Source organism: Nonomuraea sp. NPDC049784 (genome assembly GCF_040659615.1).
In the GTDB taxonomy this organism is placed as follows: domain Bacteria; phylum Actinomycetota; class Actinomycetes; order Streptosporangiales; family Streptosporangiaceae; genus Nonomuraea.
In genome coordinates, this window is record NZ_JBFAMX010000223.1 from 1 (window position 1) to 15,644 (window position 15,644).

Sequence of the window (15,644 nt, forward strand, 5' to 3'; positions counted from 1 at the left end):
GCTCAGCGCCCGGGCGACCGCGACCCGCTGCCGCTGGCCGCCGGAGAGCGCGGAGGGCAGGAACCGCGCCCGGCCGGCGAGTCCTAGCTGATCCAGCAGCTCCTCCGCACGCCGCCGTGCGACCCGCGGCGAGCGTCCGGCCAGCAGCGCCGCCAGCTCGACGTTTTCCACGGCGGTGAGCTCCTCCATCAGGTGGAAGGACTGGAAGACGTAGCTGACGTCGGTCCGCCGCATCCCGGCCAGGGCCTTCTCGCTGATGTTGTCGATGCGCCGGTCATTCAGCCACACCTCTCCAGCCGAGGGCCGATCCAGCCCGCCGAGCAGGTGCAGCAGCGTCGACTTTCCGCAGCCGCTCGGTCCCATGATCGCCACCGTCTCTCCCGCGCTGACGTCGAGATCGACGCCGTCGACGGCACGCACCAATCCTTCCCCTCTGCCGTGCTCCTTCCGTAGCCCGCGGGCGCTCAGTACGGGCGTGCCGGCGGCATTGCTCACAATCCACTCCTTCGATAGATCCAGTTCTGCTTACGGGTCTTGAGCCGCCGCAGGCCCGCCTCAAGCGGGAGCACGACGCCCTCCGCCAACAGCGCTGCGGTCGAGCGGGCCCGGCTCGGCCATGGCGGCGCGCTGGGTGTCGGCGATGGTGAAAGGGGCGGCCAGCCCGGCAAGCGCGTCAAAGAAGCGCCAGCGCCTTAACCACACCCGGGTCGCGCCCGGTAGCCAGGTCGAGCGCGGTCATGGGGGCGTAGTGGTCGACCGGTACGCCGATCGTGTCGATGGTTTCGCGGGCGGGCCCGAGGTGCCGGACCTTGGGCAGCAGCAGAAGGCTGCCGTCGTTGAGGAGGTAGCCTTCGGCGGGGCCGGAGACGGCTCCCGCGGTGCGGGTTCCGATGAGGGTGCCCAGTCTGTTGTCCTTGACGGCCGCGCTGAAGTCCTCGCAGGCCGAGGCGCATCCCCGGTCGGTGAGGACGACCAGGCGCGAGCCGAGCAGCGCGACGGTGTCGTCGGTCCGGTTGGGCACGCAGTCGCCCTTGAGCGGGCAGAAGTAGCTGGTGACCTTGCCGTGCGCGAACGCTCCGAGCAGCCGCGTCACCTCGCGGGGCGACCCGCCGCCGTTGCCGCGCAGGTCGAGGACCACCGCCTTCGGTTTGCCCGTCAGCTTGGCGATGACCTGGTCGGCGGCGCCTTCGAAGAATCCGGGCAGCTGGACGTAGACGGCGCCGCCGGGAAGCGTCTTCGATGTCACCGCCGGAGGCTGCCTCGTGATGGGCCCCTCCTTGAGGTCGACGGTGCGGGTCCGTCCCGTCGTGGGGCGCTTGAGCGTGAGCTTTACCGGGTTGGTGGCGAAGGCCGCGACGATGCTCTGGTTCACGGTGTTCCCGATGAACGCGGGCACGCCGTTGGCCTTGACGATGATGTCGCCGGGTCTGATGCCGGCCTTGGCGGCGGGGCTGCCGGGCAGGACGCTGGTGATGAACAACGGCGGCTTGGCCGCCGGGTCGAGTTGCTGGCCCTGCCGGGCCGATATGCCCACGATCCCCGTTCCGGTCGGCCCGCCTTCCGGCTGGGGAGTCGGCCTGACCGCGCGGGCGTGGTTGTCGTGCAGTCCGGCGACCATTGCGGTGATCGCGGCGCGCAGCGCGGACACGTCACCGGCGCCGAGGACTTTGGCGAAGGCGGCCCAGTCGATGTCGCGGTTCCCGGTCAGCTCGGGCAGGCGGAGGTCGGCCCGATCGGCGTCGCGCCGCATCAGGTCCTGGGTATAGGCGGCGAAGGCGCTCTTCAGCAATGCCTTCGGATCCATGGCCGGACCGCTGTAGTAGTTGTCCAGCACGCAGAAGTACGCCTGCCCGAGCGTGTTCACCGATGTCGGCGGCGCCGATTCCGGAGGTGGCGCGGTGGCGGCGGTACAGCGCTCGCCTGAGGTGGTGGCCGGCGAGGACGCGGGTGCGGACATAGAGCAGGCCGCCACCAGGACGGCCGCGCAGAGGGCTCTGATCATGGCCGCCAGCGTGGCCTGAAGCGGGTTACACGGTCGTGAACGGATCCGTTAACGCCATTGAAACCCCGGTTCGAGTATGAAGGTCGGGTGCGCATTCTGGTGGCCGAAGACGAACGCGACCTGGCCGATCTCGTGGCGGTGGGATTGCGCCGCCATGCCATGGCCGTCGACGTGGTGTACGACGGGGCCGCCGCGGTGGAGCGGCTGGCGGTGCACGACTACGACGTTCTCGTGCTGGACCGGGACCTGCCTGAGATCCACGGCGACCTCGTGTGCAGTGAACTGGTGGCGCGCGGGAGCCGTACGCGGATCCTGATGTTGACGGCGGCGGCGTCGGTGCCGGAGCGAGTCGCAGGTCTCGGGATGGGGGCCGACGACTACCTGCCCAAACCTTTTGACTACACCGAGCTGGTCGCACGAGTGCAGGCGCTGGGGCGGCGCAGCCAGTCGCAGGTACCACCGGTGCTGACGCGGCACGGGATCGTGCTCGACAGGCACCGGCTGCAGGCCTCGCGGGACGGGCGGCACCTGCATCTGTCACTCAAGGAGTTCGCCGTCCTGGAGGTGCTGATGAGGGCGGACGGCGCGGTCGTGAGCTCCGAACGGCTGCTTGAAGAGGCCTGGGACGAGAACGCCGATCCGTTCACCACGGTGGTGCGGGTCCTGGTCAGCCGCCTGCGGGCCAAGCTGGGGGACCCGCCATGCATTCAGACCGTTCCGGGCGCGGGATACCTGCTGTGACGACGATCCGGGTACGGCTCACGCTGATCTACTCCGGACTGTTCCTACTCACCTCGGTTGTGTTGCTGGTCACGGTCAACCTCCTGCTGCGTCGGACGCTGGACGCGCGGATCGGCCGGCTGTCTGGCGGAGGGGCGGCGCCGCCCCGGGGCGTGCCGAACGATCGGCTGCCACAGCTGCCCGAACTGGTGAACAACGTGATCGGCTACCAGTGGCAGGTGACCGCACTGACGGTCGGGGCCCTGACACTGGTCTCGTTGGCCGTCGGGTGGTTGCTCGCCGGGCGGATCCTGCGGCCCATCCACCGGATCACCGCCACCGCGCAGCGGCTGTCCCTGTCGACCCTGCACGAACGGATCGCGCTCGCCGGGCCGAAGGACGAGCTGAAGGGACTGGCCGACACCTTCGACGCGATGCTCGACCGGCTCGAACGCTCCGTCGAGGGGCAGCGGCGGTTCATCGCGAACGCCTCCCACGAGTTGCGGACTCCGCTGGCCGTCCAGCGGGCGGCGATCGAGATCGGGCTTCCCGAGGACGTCGGCGAGATCCGCGGCACGCTCCTGCGCCACAACCGCCGCGCGGAGAACCTCATCGACGCCTTGCTGGTCCTGGCCCAGGCGGAACACGGCCTGGACAACAGGAGTCCGGTGGCCGTGGACCAGGTGGTACGGCGCGTCCTGGCGGAAAGAGATGCGGACGGCGTCAGTGTGACGGGGCAGGCAGAGCCGTTCGTCGTCGATGGGGACCCTGTCCTGCTGAACCGGCTCGTCACCAACCTCCTCGACAACGCGGTCCGCTACAACCATCCCGGCGGAACCGTTGAGGTAACGCTCTCCCGCGGAGCGCTGACGGTCCGTAACACCGGCCCGCACGTGCCCCAGGAACGTTTCGGCGACCTCTTCAAGCCCTTCCGGCGGCTCCACACGACCCCTGGACAGGGCGCCGGGCTCGGATTGTCGATCGTCGCAGCGATCGCGAAGGCCCACGGGGCCGACGTGCGAGCGAACCCCAACCCGGGCGGCGGGCTGGAGCTCGTCGTAGTTTTCGCGAGATCGGAGGATGCATCCCCTGCAGGAGGAACAGCGGAGTGATGCATGTGACACAGAATGTGAATTATCTGTCACACCGGCGGCCGACGGATCACCTCCGCCCAGCTCGGCGCCCGCCGCCGCGCAGTCGACTCGGCTACATTATGTGTCACATCGCCTTTCGGGAGGCGGCTCCGTGTCCATCGTGGCGTTCCCCAGCCAGCCTGACCCTGCGACCGCAGGCGTGACGGTCACGGCCACGGTCGAGCGTTTCCTCGACTCCCTTGCTGCCGCCACCACCCGCGCCGGCTACGCCGAGACCCTTATCCGGCTGACCGCGGCCACCGGCCCGCACCATCCGGTCGCCGCCCTGCAGCCTGAGCACTACGCCGCGGTGATGGATCACTGGAACGCCGCGGCAGCGCCGACCTGGAACCGGCACCTATCCGCGCTGACCTCGTTCACCGCCTGGGCCCAGCGCCAGGAACTGCTGGCCACCAACCCAGCCCGGCGGCTGGAACGCCGCAAGACAGCACACCGAGGCGACCGCGCCATCCCGCGCACCCGGCTGGAGACGCTCTTCACCGACCCTGCGCACGCCCTGCGGGAAAAAGTCCTCTGGAGGCTGCTGTACGACACGGCCGGCCGCGCCGAGGAGATCCTCACCCTCAACGTCGAAGACCTCGACCTGGAGTTCCGCCGCGCCCGCGTCGTCTCCAAGGGCGGCGCCATCGAGTACGTGCACTGGGCCACCTCCACGGCCCGGATCCTGCCCCGCCTGCTAGCCAGCCGCACCACCGGGCCGGTGTTCCTGGCCGACCGGCGCGCCCCCACCTCCGGCCGACGCGCGCCCGCAGCCGCGGACATCTGCCCTGTCACCGGGCGAGGCCGACTGTCCTATCCGCGCGCCGAGTACCTGTTCAAGACCGCCTCCGCAAAGCTCGACCCGCACCGGCAAGGGTGGACCTTGCACCAGCTCCGCCATTCGGCGCTCCAGCATCTCGCCCAAGCCGGCCGGACAGCGCCCGAACTGCAGGCCAAGAGCCGCCACCAGCACCTGGCCAGCCTCGGCCGCTACGTACGACTCGGCGAAGAGACCTCCGCCCGCATCACCGCCGAAGCAGACCCCGCCCAACGTCGCCGAACCCGCTGACCCTGGACCACACCCACCTTGCAGGGGATGGTCGCGCCTACCGCCGAACCCGCTGAGCTGCGACTACAGCAGCCCACGGCCCCTTTCTGGTGTATTCCGGCCGCCCCTCTACCTGGACACTGATGGTGTACTGGTCGGCCAGGCGGCCGACGACGGTGTTACCGATCACGGTCGCGGCGCCGTACGCGATGAGCAGCACCGGCACCGTGCCCTCGCCGACCTCAGTGACCTGGGTGAGGATCGGGTTCAGGTAGCTGAAGGCGGAAAAGGTCGCGCCGATGATGAGGGTGCTGGTGGACAGCACGAGCCACAGCTTGGCGTTTTTAAAGACCTTCAACTCCTCTCGGAGTTCAGGTCCGTCGGCCCCAGTCCGTTCCAGACGGGGCACGCCCATGAGCGTGGCCAGAGCAGTCAGCACAGTCAGCGCGCTGATAGCCCAGAAGGCGGCCCGCCAGCCCAGGTGCTCGCCGATCAGGGTGGACAGCGGGAGCCCCAGCAGCGTGCCGACCATCAGCCCGTTCAGGACCACCGCGATGGCCCGCCCGCGCACCCGCCCGTCGGTGAGCTGAGCAGCCAGGGAGATGGCCACCCCGAAGAACGCTTGCGAGGCGACCCCGGTGATCACCCGGGCGACCATCATGACTAGGTACGAACCCGAGGCCGCAGCCAGCACGTTGCCCACCAGGAAGATCACGAACAACGCCGTGAGCGCCGGCTTCGGGCGCAGCCCGCGCCACGGCGATGGTGAGAAAGGGACCGCCCACGGTCATGGCGACCGCGAAGGCGGTGATGAGATAGCCGATCTGCGGGATGGTGGCGCTGAGTCCGGCAGCCATCTGCGGCATCAGTCCTGCGACGGCGAACTCGCTGGTCACCATGGCGAAAATGCCGAGGGACAGCAAATAGACGACACGGGGCAAGGCGATCGCTCCTTAGCGAGAATTTTGCATCGAACGGTGTAGAATTCGCGCACGCCAAGACCTGCCCGGACTCGACAGGAGACGTCAGGGGGTGAGTGCGCCCATGGCCGTCTCGGCGATGGACTCCAGGGCGAGACGGTCGGCGCCTCCCTGAGCGGCGACCCGGATACCTGCGATCACGGCGTTGACAAACCGAGCGAGCGCTTCCGGCCTGCGGGTCGAGGTGATGTCACCGGCCGTCAGCCCGGCCGCTATGACAGCCCGCAGCGAGTCCAGCCGCCGGGCCAGGTCGCGATCGAGCAGCAGGGCGATCTCCGGATCCCGACCGGCCAGTTCCACCGTGGTGTTGACGGTCAGGCAGCCGCGGCCGCGGCCGTCCCGGTAAGAGGCGGACTCCATCTCGACGATCTCGGCGAGCAACTCGCGGATGCGCTCCACGGGCGACCGCTCCGGGTCTTCCAGGATGCGCGCCTGGTTGGCGGCGGTAGCTTCGACGTAGCGGGTCAACGTACGCCTGAACAGCTCGTGCTTGCTGGTGAACGCGTTGTACAGGCTGCTGCGATCCAGTCCGACGGCGTTGCACAGGTCCCGGGTCGAGGTGGCCTCATAGCCGTACGCCCAGAAGAGATCCATCGCGGTGGCCAGCACCTGGTCCTCGTCGAATGTCCGCGGTCGAGCCATGCGGGCAACACTAGCCGTTTTGCATCTGTTGGTGCAATATGCCGGGAACACGCGGTCCGCCGGCGGAAATTCGCCCGTTTCCAGCCCCAAAGTATGGTCGGCGACGGCGTCGAACAACATGCCCGACAGGGCAAGCCACGCTAGCGGGCCCAGTAGACCGGGTCGGTGCTGATCGCGGTCCGAGGTCGCCCGGGTCCGGGCCGCAGGATCCCGATGGCCCACTTGCCACTGACCCGATCGAGCACCTCCAGCACCGTGCAGGCCGTCGAGTCGTGGACCTGCGCTGATACATCGGTGTTCCTCTGGACCATGAATGTGCCTTCTTCCGCTGGGCCTCCATGGTCACAAATGATGACCTCGGTAACAAGTCATCTACCTAGGAATGAAGGTGACCATGGTCGAGACTGTCGACCGGGCCGACCGCATGCGCTGGCCGGCGCTGTACGTGCTCTGCGCGGGAACACTGATGATCGTCCTCGACGGGAGCATCGTCACCGTGGCGCTGCCCACCATCGGCTCGGCCCTGCACTTTTCACAGACAAGTCTTTCCTGGCTCGTCAACGCCTACATGATCGCGTTCGGTGGCCTGCTCCTGCTGTCCGGGCGGCTCGGCGACCTCATCGGCCGCAAGCGCATGTTCCTGACCGGCATCACGGCATTCACCGCGGCCTCACTGCTCTGTGGCCTGTCAGGAAGCCAGGAACTGCTGATCGCCGGGCGGTTCCTCCAGGGCGTTGGCGGTGCCATGGCCAGCGCCGTGACCTTGGGCATGATCGTGACGATGTTCACCGAGCCGCGCGAACAGGCCAAGGCGATCGGTATCTTCAGCTTCGTGGCCGCGGCCGGGGGTTCGATCGGTGTCATCGCCGGAGGAGTCCTCACTCAGGCAGTCGGCTGGTACTCGATCTTCTACATCAACATCCCCATCGGGATCGTCATCGTGGTACTGGCCGCGCGCCTGTTTCGACCTGACCGTGGGCTCGGGTTCGGCGCAGGAGCCGACCTGCTGGGCGCGTTCCTGGTCACTTCAGCTTTGATGCTACTGGTCTACACCATCAACAAGGCCGAGGAACACGGCTGGGGCTCGGCCCACACACTCGGCTTCGGCGCTTTGTCGATCGTCCTGCTCGCGGGGTTCGTCCTGCGGCAGGCGAAGGCGAGCAGCCCGCTGCTGCCGCTGCGGCTCTTCCGGTCGCGTTACCTCTGGGGGGCCAACGTGATCCAGATCCTCTTCGTGGCCGCCTTGTTCGGGTTTCAGTTCCTTCTGGCCTTGTACCTTCAATCGGTCAACGGATACAGCGCCATCGAAACCGGCCTGGCGTACCTGCCCGGTCCCATCGTGATCGCGGTGATCTCACTCGGCTTGTCGGCCCGGCTCATGACCCGCTTCGGCGGCCGCACAGTGCTGCTGGCCGGCCTGGTGTCCACTGTGGTCGCTCTCCTGCTGCTCGCCCGCCTTCCCCTGCACGCCATCTACGCCGTGGACGTCCTCCCGGCCGTGGTCCTGCTCGGAACCGGCGCGGGCCTCGCGCTTCCGGCGGTCATCGGACTGGCCATGTCAGGTGCCACACCCCGCGATTCGGGTCTGGCCTCTGGACTGCTCAACACCACCCAGCAGATCGGGGGCGCCCTCGGCGTCGCGGCACTGGCCACCCTCGCCGGCTCGCATGCGCGGAGCCTGCATGCCGGCGCGCAGAGCACCGCTGCGGCTCTCACCGACGGCTACCACCTGGCCTTCGGCGTCGCGGCCGGGCTCCTTGTCGCTGCATTCCTCCTTGCGGCCACCGTGCTGTCGTCGCCGAAGGCACTCGCACCGCGACCACCCGAGGGCGGGACATCGTCGGATGCCGAGGGCGCTTCCGTTCCAGCGTAGTCGAGCTTCGACGAGTAGCCGCCGGGGCCAGATGGCCGAACTGATACGACAGCAACAGCGCCGGTGCCGGTCGAGCCCGGCCCGAGCGGTCTTGAAGCGGGACCCCAACGCTCAACCAGTCAAACGGCTGAAATGTGAGAGTTGTCGGCCGAGAGGCTTCTGCGGCTCGATCTGGCGACGCGGCGCCGAGTGCGAGGAGGAGGCATGTTTTGGGAGGAATCCCGGCTGGTCGCACGGACGGCGCTCGCCCGGGCCGTTGAGGAAGAGCACAAGGAAGGGTCGTCACGGACCGGGATCGCGATGGAGGCGTGGGCGCTGCAGAAGGCAGACGTACCCGACCGGGTCGCGAAAGCCATCCGAAATGTGCTCAGTGACGTTCTCGACCAGATAGAGCGGGAGAGACGGGCGCGGACCGTCTCTTTCGCCGCTACCACCGGGAGCCGGGGCCTACGGCTGACGGTCAACAACGATGATGCCGGTCTGTCGGGTGAGGCGTTCGAGAAGCGGTTGCGCGCGGAAGACGGAATTCCCCGAGGTGGGCAGCTGGCTGAGCGTCAATCCGGTGCCAGGAGAGGGCACCACGGTAGACGTCGTCATCCCGCGAGAGGCCCTGCAGGGTTGATCAGGACGCAGCCCGGAGACGTGATCCACCTGATCGGCTGGTGGCGGCGATGGCCGCCACAGGCGAGTCCGTGGATGTTCCGCCCGTTTGACGGCCGGTACTTGCCGGCGGTTACGGGGACGGCCCATGGCATGCGCAACGGCCCCCTGCACCGTGCTGCGGATACGGCCACCGCCATGTGGCGGTCAGAATCCGCCGCATGGCGGCAGATCCCTTGCCGAAGACCAACGAACATGAAGATCTCGATCACATCACTCTTGGAGTTGACGATGACCGCCTTCGTTTCTGATCCATCTCACGCTCCCGTCGGCCCGCCTCCGCCTTTCGACCCGGAGCTCGCGCCGGCCCTGCGAATGGTCCATGAGTTCCTGCCGCCCGACGCATTCAGCGATCTCGCCGGGATTGCGGCCCTGCGCCAGGGCCCTCCCGGCATGCAACCTGCGCCGGACGAGGCGTTCACCAAGGGTGGCGCCTTCACCGTCGAAGAGCGGACGGTGCCAGGACCTCAGGACGCGCCAGACGTCTCCCTGCTGATCTGCCGGCCGACGGCGGCGGCTGTGCCTGTTCCGGTGATCTATCACATCCACGGCGGTGGCATGGTCATGGGCGACAACCGGTCACAGGTGCCGGAGATGCTCGACATGGCCCACGAGGTGGGCGCGGCTGTGGTGTCGGTGGAGTACCGGCTGGCGCCGGAGACCCCGCATCCCGGTCCGGTTGAGGACTGCTACGCCGGTTTGGTGTGGACCGCCGAACACGCCGAGGAACTGGGCTTCCATCGTGAGCGGATCATCGTCGCCGGCGGCAGCGCTGGCGGAGGCCTGGCTGCGGCCCTGGCGCTGATGGCCCGTGACCGCGGAGGCCCGGCCCTGTTCGCGCAGATGCTGATGTACCCGATGATCGACGACCGCAACGACACCCCCTCAGCGGCCCAAATGGCCGGGCTGGGTACCTTCGACCAAGCGTCCAGCCAGGGTGCATGGACCGCCCTGCTCGGCGACGCCCGGGGCACCGACGACGTCTCCCCCTACGCGGCCCCGGCGCGGGCGACGGACCTGTCCGGGCTGCCGCCCGCGTTCATCGACGTGGGCTCCGCCGAGACCTTCCGCGACGAGGACGTCACCTACGCCAGTCGTATCTGGCAGGCCGGAGGGAGCGCCGAACTGCACGTGTGGCCCGGCGGCTTCCACGGGTCCGACCTCCTGGTGCCGCAGGCGGTGCTCTCTCAGAACGCCCGCGAGACACGCGCCCGGTGGCTGCGCAGGATTCTGTCCTGAGCTGAGACGAACACGGGTCGTCGCGGAGCCAGATGCCGTGCTGTGACTCGAATGGCCCGGCCCAGCCGGGCCTCGTCGACGCCATGGTTTTGGAACGGGCCGCCGCCGTTGCCACCGTTGTCTTGGATCGCACCCGGGGCCGGACGGGCAACCCGCAGGATCAGACCGCGGTCGCATCTGCGGTGCACAGGCCCAGCTCGCGACGTATCTGTCGGCGATCGTCGACCAGTCGCGCCGCCAGGGCATGCCAGTCAAGGACGAGGACGTGGCCCTGCTGTCCCCGCGGGGCACGCCCATCTCAGCTGGGTGTAGCTCTTCCTCAGTGACTGGAGGGATCAAGCCGTGAGGGAGTATCCGTCCTGGTAGTCGTTCTGGTGGACACGTTCGTGTTGCCGGGCGCGGTGAAAACGCCAGTATTCGTCGAGGTCACCGTTGGCGATCAGGGCGCGCAGTTTCAGGACGGCTTCGGCTCCGGCCAGGCCCCAGCGCGCTCCGGCGAGGTCGAATCTGTCGGCGATCAGATGGCGGCAGGCGCCTTCTATCACGCCTGTCGCGATTGGCCATCCCGCCTCCAGCGCCTGGTCGTAGCGCAGATACTCGAGGTTGTTGGTGAGGTAGCGGATGCACGCGTCGATGCCGTCGCGGCGGTGGGCGGCCGTGGTGGCCGCCTGGCCGGACAGCGCGGTGATGACGTGGCCGGTGTGCCCGGCCAGCAGGGCCAGAGCGTGGACGGCGACCCAGTCCTCGGCGGCCGGTGCCGCGGGAGGATGCAGGCTCCAGGCGGCAGCCCATAATCTCTGGAGTTATCCACGGTTTGATCTTGAATTCGGCGTAATTCCCCTGGTCACGTTGTTGATGCGATTGCTGTGACGTACTCAGCAGGGGCCGATGATCCTTGATTGTGTGTGAGAGACGGAGCCGCCACGGCGTGCCAGTTCGCGACGCAGCTCGAGATTCTCGCCGTGGGCTCGGGCGAGTGCCTCTCGTAGTCCCTTGTCACGGTCGCGGAGCTGCTTTCTCAGTTTCGTGATCTCTGCGGTGAGGGCAAGGACGATGTTGTTCTCGTCAGCGGGATCGGCAGGCGGTGGCGGTGGGGCGTGGTTCTGCTGCCGGAGGTGTTCGATGCGTTGACGCAGGGTGGGGTGGGCGTAGAGGAAAGAGTGGGAGACACCGGCTTCGCGCTGGACGGCTTGGAAGGTGATCGGCTTGCCGCGCTTGATCAACGTGCGGATGGCGGCCTCGGCCGCCATGGTCTTGGTTTCGGACTTGCGGCGGGCGGCCTGGTTGAGGGTGTCGATGCGGTGTTTACGCTGGTCGGTCATGACTGCTGCTTCCGGTGGTGGGTGAAGTCGATGGACACGGGCACCGGGCTGCTGGGACTGCCCGCGCCCTGGACAGCCCGGCCGGGGCTGGCCTGCATCGCTGCCAGGAGCTTGACCAGCGCGTCGCGTTCGGCCTGGCGTTGGACAAGCCAGACGTTGTCGTCGGGCATGGGATGGCCGTGCCGGCGGTGGAACTGGGCGCTGGTGCGTTCGATCAGCGCGGTCGTTTCGGCCAGTTGCCGTTGGAGGGTGGCCAGGTGGCTGTCGTCGGTGACGAAGACTCCGCAGGTCAGGCAGGCGTTGCCCTTCTGGCAGTTCTGCAGGGGCGGCAGCAGGCAGTAGCCGTTGGGCAGGAACCGGTCCGCGCGGTCGAGCAGGTGAAGCGCGTCGTGGTCTTGCTGGGAGAAGACCACATGGGTGCCGTCGGCCTTGAACTTGCGGGTGGCCAGGAACGCCTGTTCGGCGTGCTCGTCGCGGCGGGCCACGTAATGCATCGACATCGTCGGCGTGGAGTGGCCCGCATAGCGTTGCAGGACATGAACGGGTAGCCCCAGTTCGGCGAGCTTGGTGAGTTTGGTGTGCCGGAAGCGGTGGGTGTGGCTGAGCTTGACCGGGTTCCCGGTGGCGTCGGTGATCTGGGCCAGCCGGCTGAAAAGTGCCAGAGCCCGTCCGTAGTTGGAGTTGCCGTAGGGTTTGGCGCCGTGCGCGTTGGCGCGTCGCTGGGGGAACAGGTAGGGCAGGTCACGGCCGGGAAACCGGGCGCGCAGCCACTGCTGTTGTTTCCTCGATGACCGCGACGGTCTCGGCGTCGACCAGGATGGTGTCGGGCGCTGCGTCGATCTTGCTCTGGCCGTAGCGGAAGCGGGCGACGGCGTCTCCTTCGGCGGCGTCGACGGCGCTATCGGTGGCCGGGGACAGGCAGTCGAAGGGACACAGGCAGATCTCGCTGGCGCGGCGTCCGGTGAGAATCTGCAACAGCAGCATCCGCATCAGCTGCGGGTCGTCCTGCCCCGCCAGGGCGCGGGGGTGCCCATCGCAGATGACGGTGATGGTTCGGTCGGCTGGTTCACCGAGCGCGGGCAGGCAGGCGGTGATCTGCGCCACCGCGTGGTCATCGACGTAACGGGTCTCGTCGGACAGGATGACGTGACGGCGCAGCCGGGTGCGCTGCCGCAGCCAGATCGCCGGATGCGCCTCGGTCAACGCATCCCAAGGCGAGGGACCGAGGACCTGGGCGGCCTCGGCTCGGTGGTCGACCAGGAAGGTCATCAAGTCGGCGACCGACGACAGGTCCAGGTTGATCTTGCCCGGGCTGACTTTGTCGGGCGGCCGGTTGACCGAGGACCGGTTGGCGGGGACCAGGGCCCACTGGCGGAAGGCGGCAGCCAGGCTCGCGGCCTGCGTGGTGTCCCGGAGCGCCGCGGCCGGATCGGGCAGGGTGTCCAGCCAGCGGGCGAACCGCAGCAGCGACGAGCTGCGCTGGTTGACGATGGTGGTCCAGGTCAGCGCTCCGGATTCCAGCAGCATCCCCATGTGCCACTTCAGGGCGTTTTTCACCCAGGGCAGGTGGGCGTCTCCCGGTGAGCAGCCCACCGAGAAGGCGGGCTCGCGCTCGCGCAAGGGGATGCGTGGGTCGCAGCGTGGGTGCCAGGTGTCCATCTCCCACCAGGCCCCCTCATGCAGACGGGCGGCCAGAGCCAGCCGCGGGTAGGTCAGGACACGCTCGAATCGTGTCCGGCGGCCGTGGTCCTCGGCGGGCAGGCGACCATGCCGTGCGTGGAACCAGGCACCGTGGAGCCGCAGCAGTTCCTGCTTGTCGGCCCAGGCCAGCGACGGCGGCAGCTGACGCCCGGTCTCGGCTGCCCAGGCCAGCACCGAGGCCAGTTGGTTGCAGACCGCGACCGCCACCTTCAGCCCGTCGAGGTGCTGCCAGTGCGCCATCCACGCGATCTCGTGCCGCAGACGGGCGGGAAGCCCCAGCAGCCGCAGCGAGCGATCGCGGCCGGCCTCCACCAGCGTCTCCCAGCCCTCGACCCCGTGGCCGATCACCTCCCCATGCCACGCGGGCGGCAGGTCGGCCAGCAAACGCGCCACCGGATCGGTGACGGCCGCAGCGCCCAACTCCGGGGCCGTGGTGTTTTCACTGGTCATGGCCGGTCCGCCACCCTGCGGTGTAGGTTTTCCAGTTCGCCGCCGCCCGCAACGCCTCGTCTTCACTGACTCAGCCGTAGAGGTCGAGCGTGGTCTGCACGTGGGCGTGCCCGAGGCGGCGGGAGACCACCCAGTCAGGGGTGCCTGCGAGCAGCAGGGCGGATGCGTGAGTGTGCCGGAACCAATGCGGTGTCCATCCAGGCGGGCCGATCTTTCTGCGCTTGAGCGCCGACACCTTGTCGCGTACGGTCCCCTCGCGCATCGCCGCCAGAAACGGCGGGCGGTCCAGGTTCACCAGCAAGGCGTCCTCAGCGGTGATCGGTAGTCCCAGCTCGGCGGCCCGGCAGGCCAGATGGGTGAGGTAGTCGGCGAAGAGTTGTTCCAGGTCGGTGCCCACATAGACGCGGCGGGCTCGCATCATCTTCACTCGGGCCTCGTTGGGGTTGTCGTCCCGAGGAACGATCTCGACATAGGGAGTGTCGCCGCGGCCCATCACGAAGTCGCTGATCCGCATGCCCAGCACCTCGCCAATGCGAGCTCCCGTCTCGGCCAAGAGCGCGAACAGCAGCCGATCCCGCAGGTTGCCGACCCATTCCCCGGCGTCGGCGTCGTAGAACGCGCAGCCGTCCAAAATCGCCTGGACCTGCCGCGGCAGCAGGATCGGCGGCCGATCCCGACGGCGAGTACGCCGCACCCGCACCAGCGACGAGGCCGCTGGGACGCTCCCACGATCCAGATGCCACAGCAAAGCCCGCGCCGGAGCGCGCCGAGGCACTCCCTTCAGCAGCCGTTTCGCCACCGGCACGTCGTGAACGGCGTCCTGCCAGCGGTAGAAGGAGATCACCGCCGCCAGACGTGCCGCCAATGTGTCATCCGACGGGACGTCCTGCGGGGCGACGATGGCGCGCTCGACCGTGCGGCCGTTCCGCAGCCAGGACAGGAACGCCGCCACGGCCGGCACCCCGACCTCGCCCCAGGCGGTCGCCTCACCTCGCTGCTCCAGGAAGCTCCACCACTGAGCAAGCCCGGTGGCATACCCGCGCACTGTGTTCGGCGACCACTCGGCCCGATGAGCCTCTAACCACTCCTCCACCGGCGCCACCGTCGCGTAGGACTCGTCAACCACGGTCCACGTACGACGCCCACCCGGCGGCTGAACCGCAAGGTTGTAGGCCACGCGACTTGTTCCCTCTCGTCGAACAACACCCGCTGATAACAGGGAATAGACGATGACAGACGGTCACCATCCGCGCTCGTTGATGACATAGATGAGAGTCGCTGATCTCCCGGGGATAACTCCAGCACGTGAACGAAGTCGATGACGATGTGGACGCCGACGCCGCGGCGGGCGGCCTCCGCCGTGATCAGATCGAGCTGGTGGCGGGCTCCGTCGACGAGCACGACCCAGGGGCGGACATGGCCGGGATCACGGGCTTCGGCGTGGTCGAAGACCTTGGCGATCACCGCGGCGGGGCCGGTGATGATCGAGCCGCACAGCCACTTGCGCATCGCGGACGGTCTGGCGCGCGGCAGGCGCTGCCCGGCCCGGCCGCCGGGGACGGCGATCACATCGTGCGGCCGGCGGGGCGCGGGCTCGGCGTCGTAGACCACCCCGAGGGTGGCCATCCGTTTGCGGGCCGGTTTCTCACCCGCCGCCAGCCGGGTCCGGAAGGTGGCGCGGGCGCGGGCGGCGGCCTTGGCGGTTGCGGGCCGCAGCGCCTCGGGGCGCATCACGATGCCCTTGCCGTCCACGCTGATCGCCAGCACCGTGCAGGCGGTGCACGGCAGCGGCGTCCGCGCGGCGTAGAAGGCGTCGACAGCGCATGCCGGCATAAACGGTGTTTCCGCCGTCGGCGAGGGCGCGGGCGGTCAGG

General features: G+C 68.5%; 14 protein-coding genes and 2 pseudogenes. 5 read left to right on the forward strand and 11 right to left on the reverse strand.

Translation table 11 applies throughout. The annotated features are described in order from the left end of the window. The coding region (locus AB0J09_RS34095; RefSeq protein WP_360699867.1) for an ATP-binding cassette domain-containing protein at positions 1-495 on the reverse strand (495 nt) is incomplete at its 3' end. 178 nt (positions 496-673) lie between these two features. Next, positions 674-2,002 (reverse strand): S41 family peptidase, encoded by a 1,329-nt coding sequence (locus AB0J09_RS34100; protein WP_360699871.1) that lies wholly within the window; start codon positions 2,000-2,002, stop codon positions 674-676. 87 nt (positions 2,003-2,089) lie between these two features. On the opposite strand from AB0J09_RS34100, the gene AB0J09_RS34105 reads away from it, so the two are divergent. The 3 genes from AB0J09_RS34105 to AB0J09_RS34115 all read left to right on the forward strand — a co-directional run bounded on the left by AB0J09_RS34105 (position 2,090) and on the right by AB0J09_RS34115 (position 4,924). Then, the gene (locus AB0J09_RS34105) at positions 2,090-2,743 is read left to right on the forward strand and encodes a response regulator transcription factor (protein WP_360699875.1); all 654 of its coding nucleotides are present in this window, start codon (positions 2,090-2,092) and stop codon (positions 2,741-2,743) included. Then, positions 2,740-3,834 (forward strand): HAMP domain-containing sensor histidine kinase, encoded by a 1,095-nt coding sequence (locus tag AB0J09_RS34110; protein ID WP_360699879.1) that lies wholly within the window; start codon positions 2,740-2,742, stop codon positions 3,832-3,834. The genes AB0J09_RS34105 and AB0J09_RS34110 overlap by 4 nt, the downstream gene beginning before the upstream one ends. A 133-nt stretch (positions 3,835-3,967) precedes the next feature. After that, entirely contained in the window at positions 3,968-4,924 is a 957-nt protein-coding gene (locus AB0J09_RS34115; RefSeq protein WP_360699883.1) for a site-specific integrase, read from the forward strand. A gap of 37 nt (positions 4,925-4,961) precedes the next feature. Here the strand turns inward: AB0J09_RS34115 and AB0J09_RS34120 are convergent, their stop codons facing one another. The 3 genes from AB0J09_RS34120 to AB0J09_RS34130 all read right to left on the reverse strand — a co-directional run bounded on the left by AB0J09_RS34120 (position 4,962) and on the right by AB0J09_RS34130 (position 6,836). Then, positions 4,962-5,618, reverse strand: coding sequence for an MFS transporter (locus tag AB0J09_RS34120; RefSeq protein ID WP_360699886.1), 657 nt, complete (start codon positions 5,616-5,618; stop codon positions 4,962-4,964). Positions 5,619-5,928: 310 nt separating this feature from the next. Beyond that, on the reverse strand, positions 5,929-6,525 hold the full coding sequence (locus tag AB0J09_RS34125; protein WP_360699888.1) for a TetR/AcrR family transcriptional regulator: 597 nt from the start codon (positions 6,523-6,525) through the stop codon (positions 5,929-5,931). A gap of 140 nt (positions 6,526-6,665) precedes the next feature. Further along, a complete protein-coding gene (locus AB0J09_RS34130; protein ID WP_360699891.1) occupies positions 6,666-6,836 on the reverse strand; it encodes a hypothetical protein in 171 nt (56 codons plus the stop codon). An 83-nt stretch (positions 6,837-6,919) separates the two neighbouring features. Here AB0J09_RS34130 and AB0J09_RS34135 point away from each other — a divergent pair, with 83 nt between their 5' ends. Further along, a complete protein-coding gene (locus AB0J09_RS34135; RefSeq protein WP_360699894.1) occupies positions 6,920-8,398 on the forward strand; it encodes a DHA2 family efflux MFS transporter permease subunit in 1,479 nt (492 codons plus the stop codon). An 891-nt stretch (positions 8,399-9,289) separates the two neighbouring features. Continuing rightward, positions 9,290-10,297, forward strand: a complete 1,008-nt coding sequence (locus AB0J09_RS34140; RefSeq protein WP_360699897.1) for an alpha/beta hydrolase — start codon at positions 9,290-9,292, stop codon at positions 10,295-10,297. Positions 10,298-10,632: 335 nt separating this feature from the next. Here the strand turns inward: AB0J09_RS34140 and AB0J09_RS34145 are convergent. From AB0J09_RS34145 to AB0J09_RS34170, 6 genes and pseudogenes are all read right to left on the reverse strand, one after another. Then, positions 10,633-10,932 (reverse strand): annotated as a pseudogene (locus tag AB0J09_RS34145) (ISKra4 family transposase); the annotation flags it as partial. A gap of 240 nt (positions 10,933-11,172) precedes the next feature. Continuing rightward, entirely contained in the window at positions 11,173-11,619 is a 447-nt protein-coding gene (locus AB0J09_RS34150; protein ID WP_360699900.1) for a DUF6262 family protein, read from the reverse strand. Continuing rightward, positions 11,616-12,386 (reverse strand): tyrosine-type recombinase/integrase, encoded by a 771-nt coding sequence (locus tag AB0J09_RS34155; protein WP_360699909.1) that lies wholly within the window; start codon positions 12,384-12,386, stop codon positions 11,616-11,618. The genes AB0J09_RS34150 and AB0J09_RS34155 overlap by 4 nt, the downstream gene beginning before the upstream one ends. Beyond that, a complete protein-coding gene (locus AB0J09_RS34160) occupies positions 12,361-13,770 on the reverse strand; it encodes a hypothetical protein (RefSeq protein WP_360699903.1) in 1,410 nt (469 codons plus the stop codon). The genes AB0J09_RS34155 and AB0J09_RS34160 overlap by 26 nt, the downstream gene beginning before the upstream one ends. Positions 13,771-13,840: 70 nt before the next feature. Then, on the reverse strand, positions 13,841-14,863 hold the full coding sequence (locus tag AB0J09_RS34165) for a tyrosine-type recombinase/integrase (protein WP_360699906.1): 1,023 nt from the start codon (positions 14,861-14,863) through the stop codon (positions 13,841-13,843). A 203-nt stretch (positions 14,864-15,066) separates the two neighbouring features. Next, positions 15,067-15,588: pseudogene (locus AB0J09_RS34170) on the reverse strand (ISKra4 family transposase); the annotation flags it as partial. Positions 15,589-15,644 lie beyond the last annotated feature (56 nt).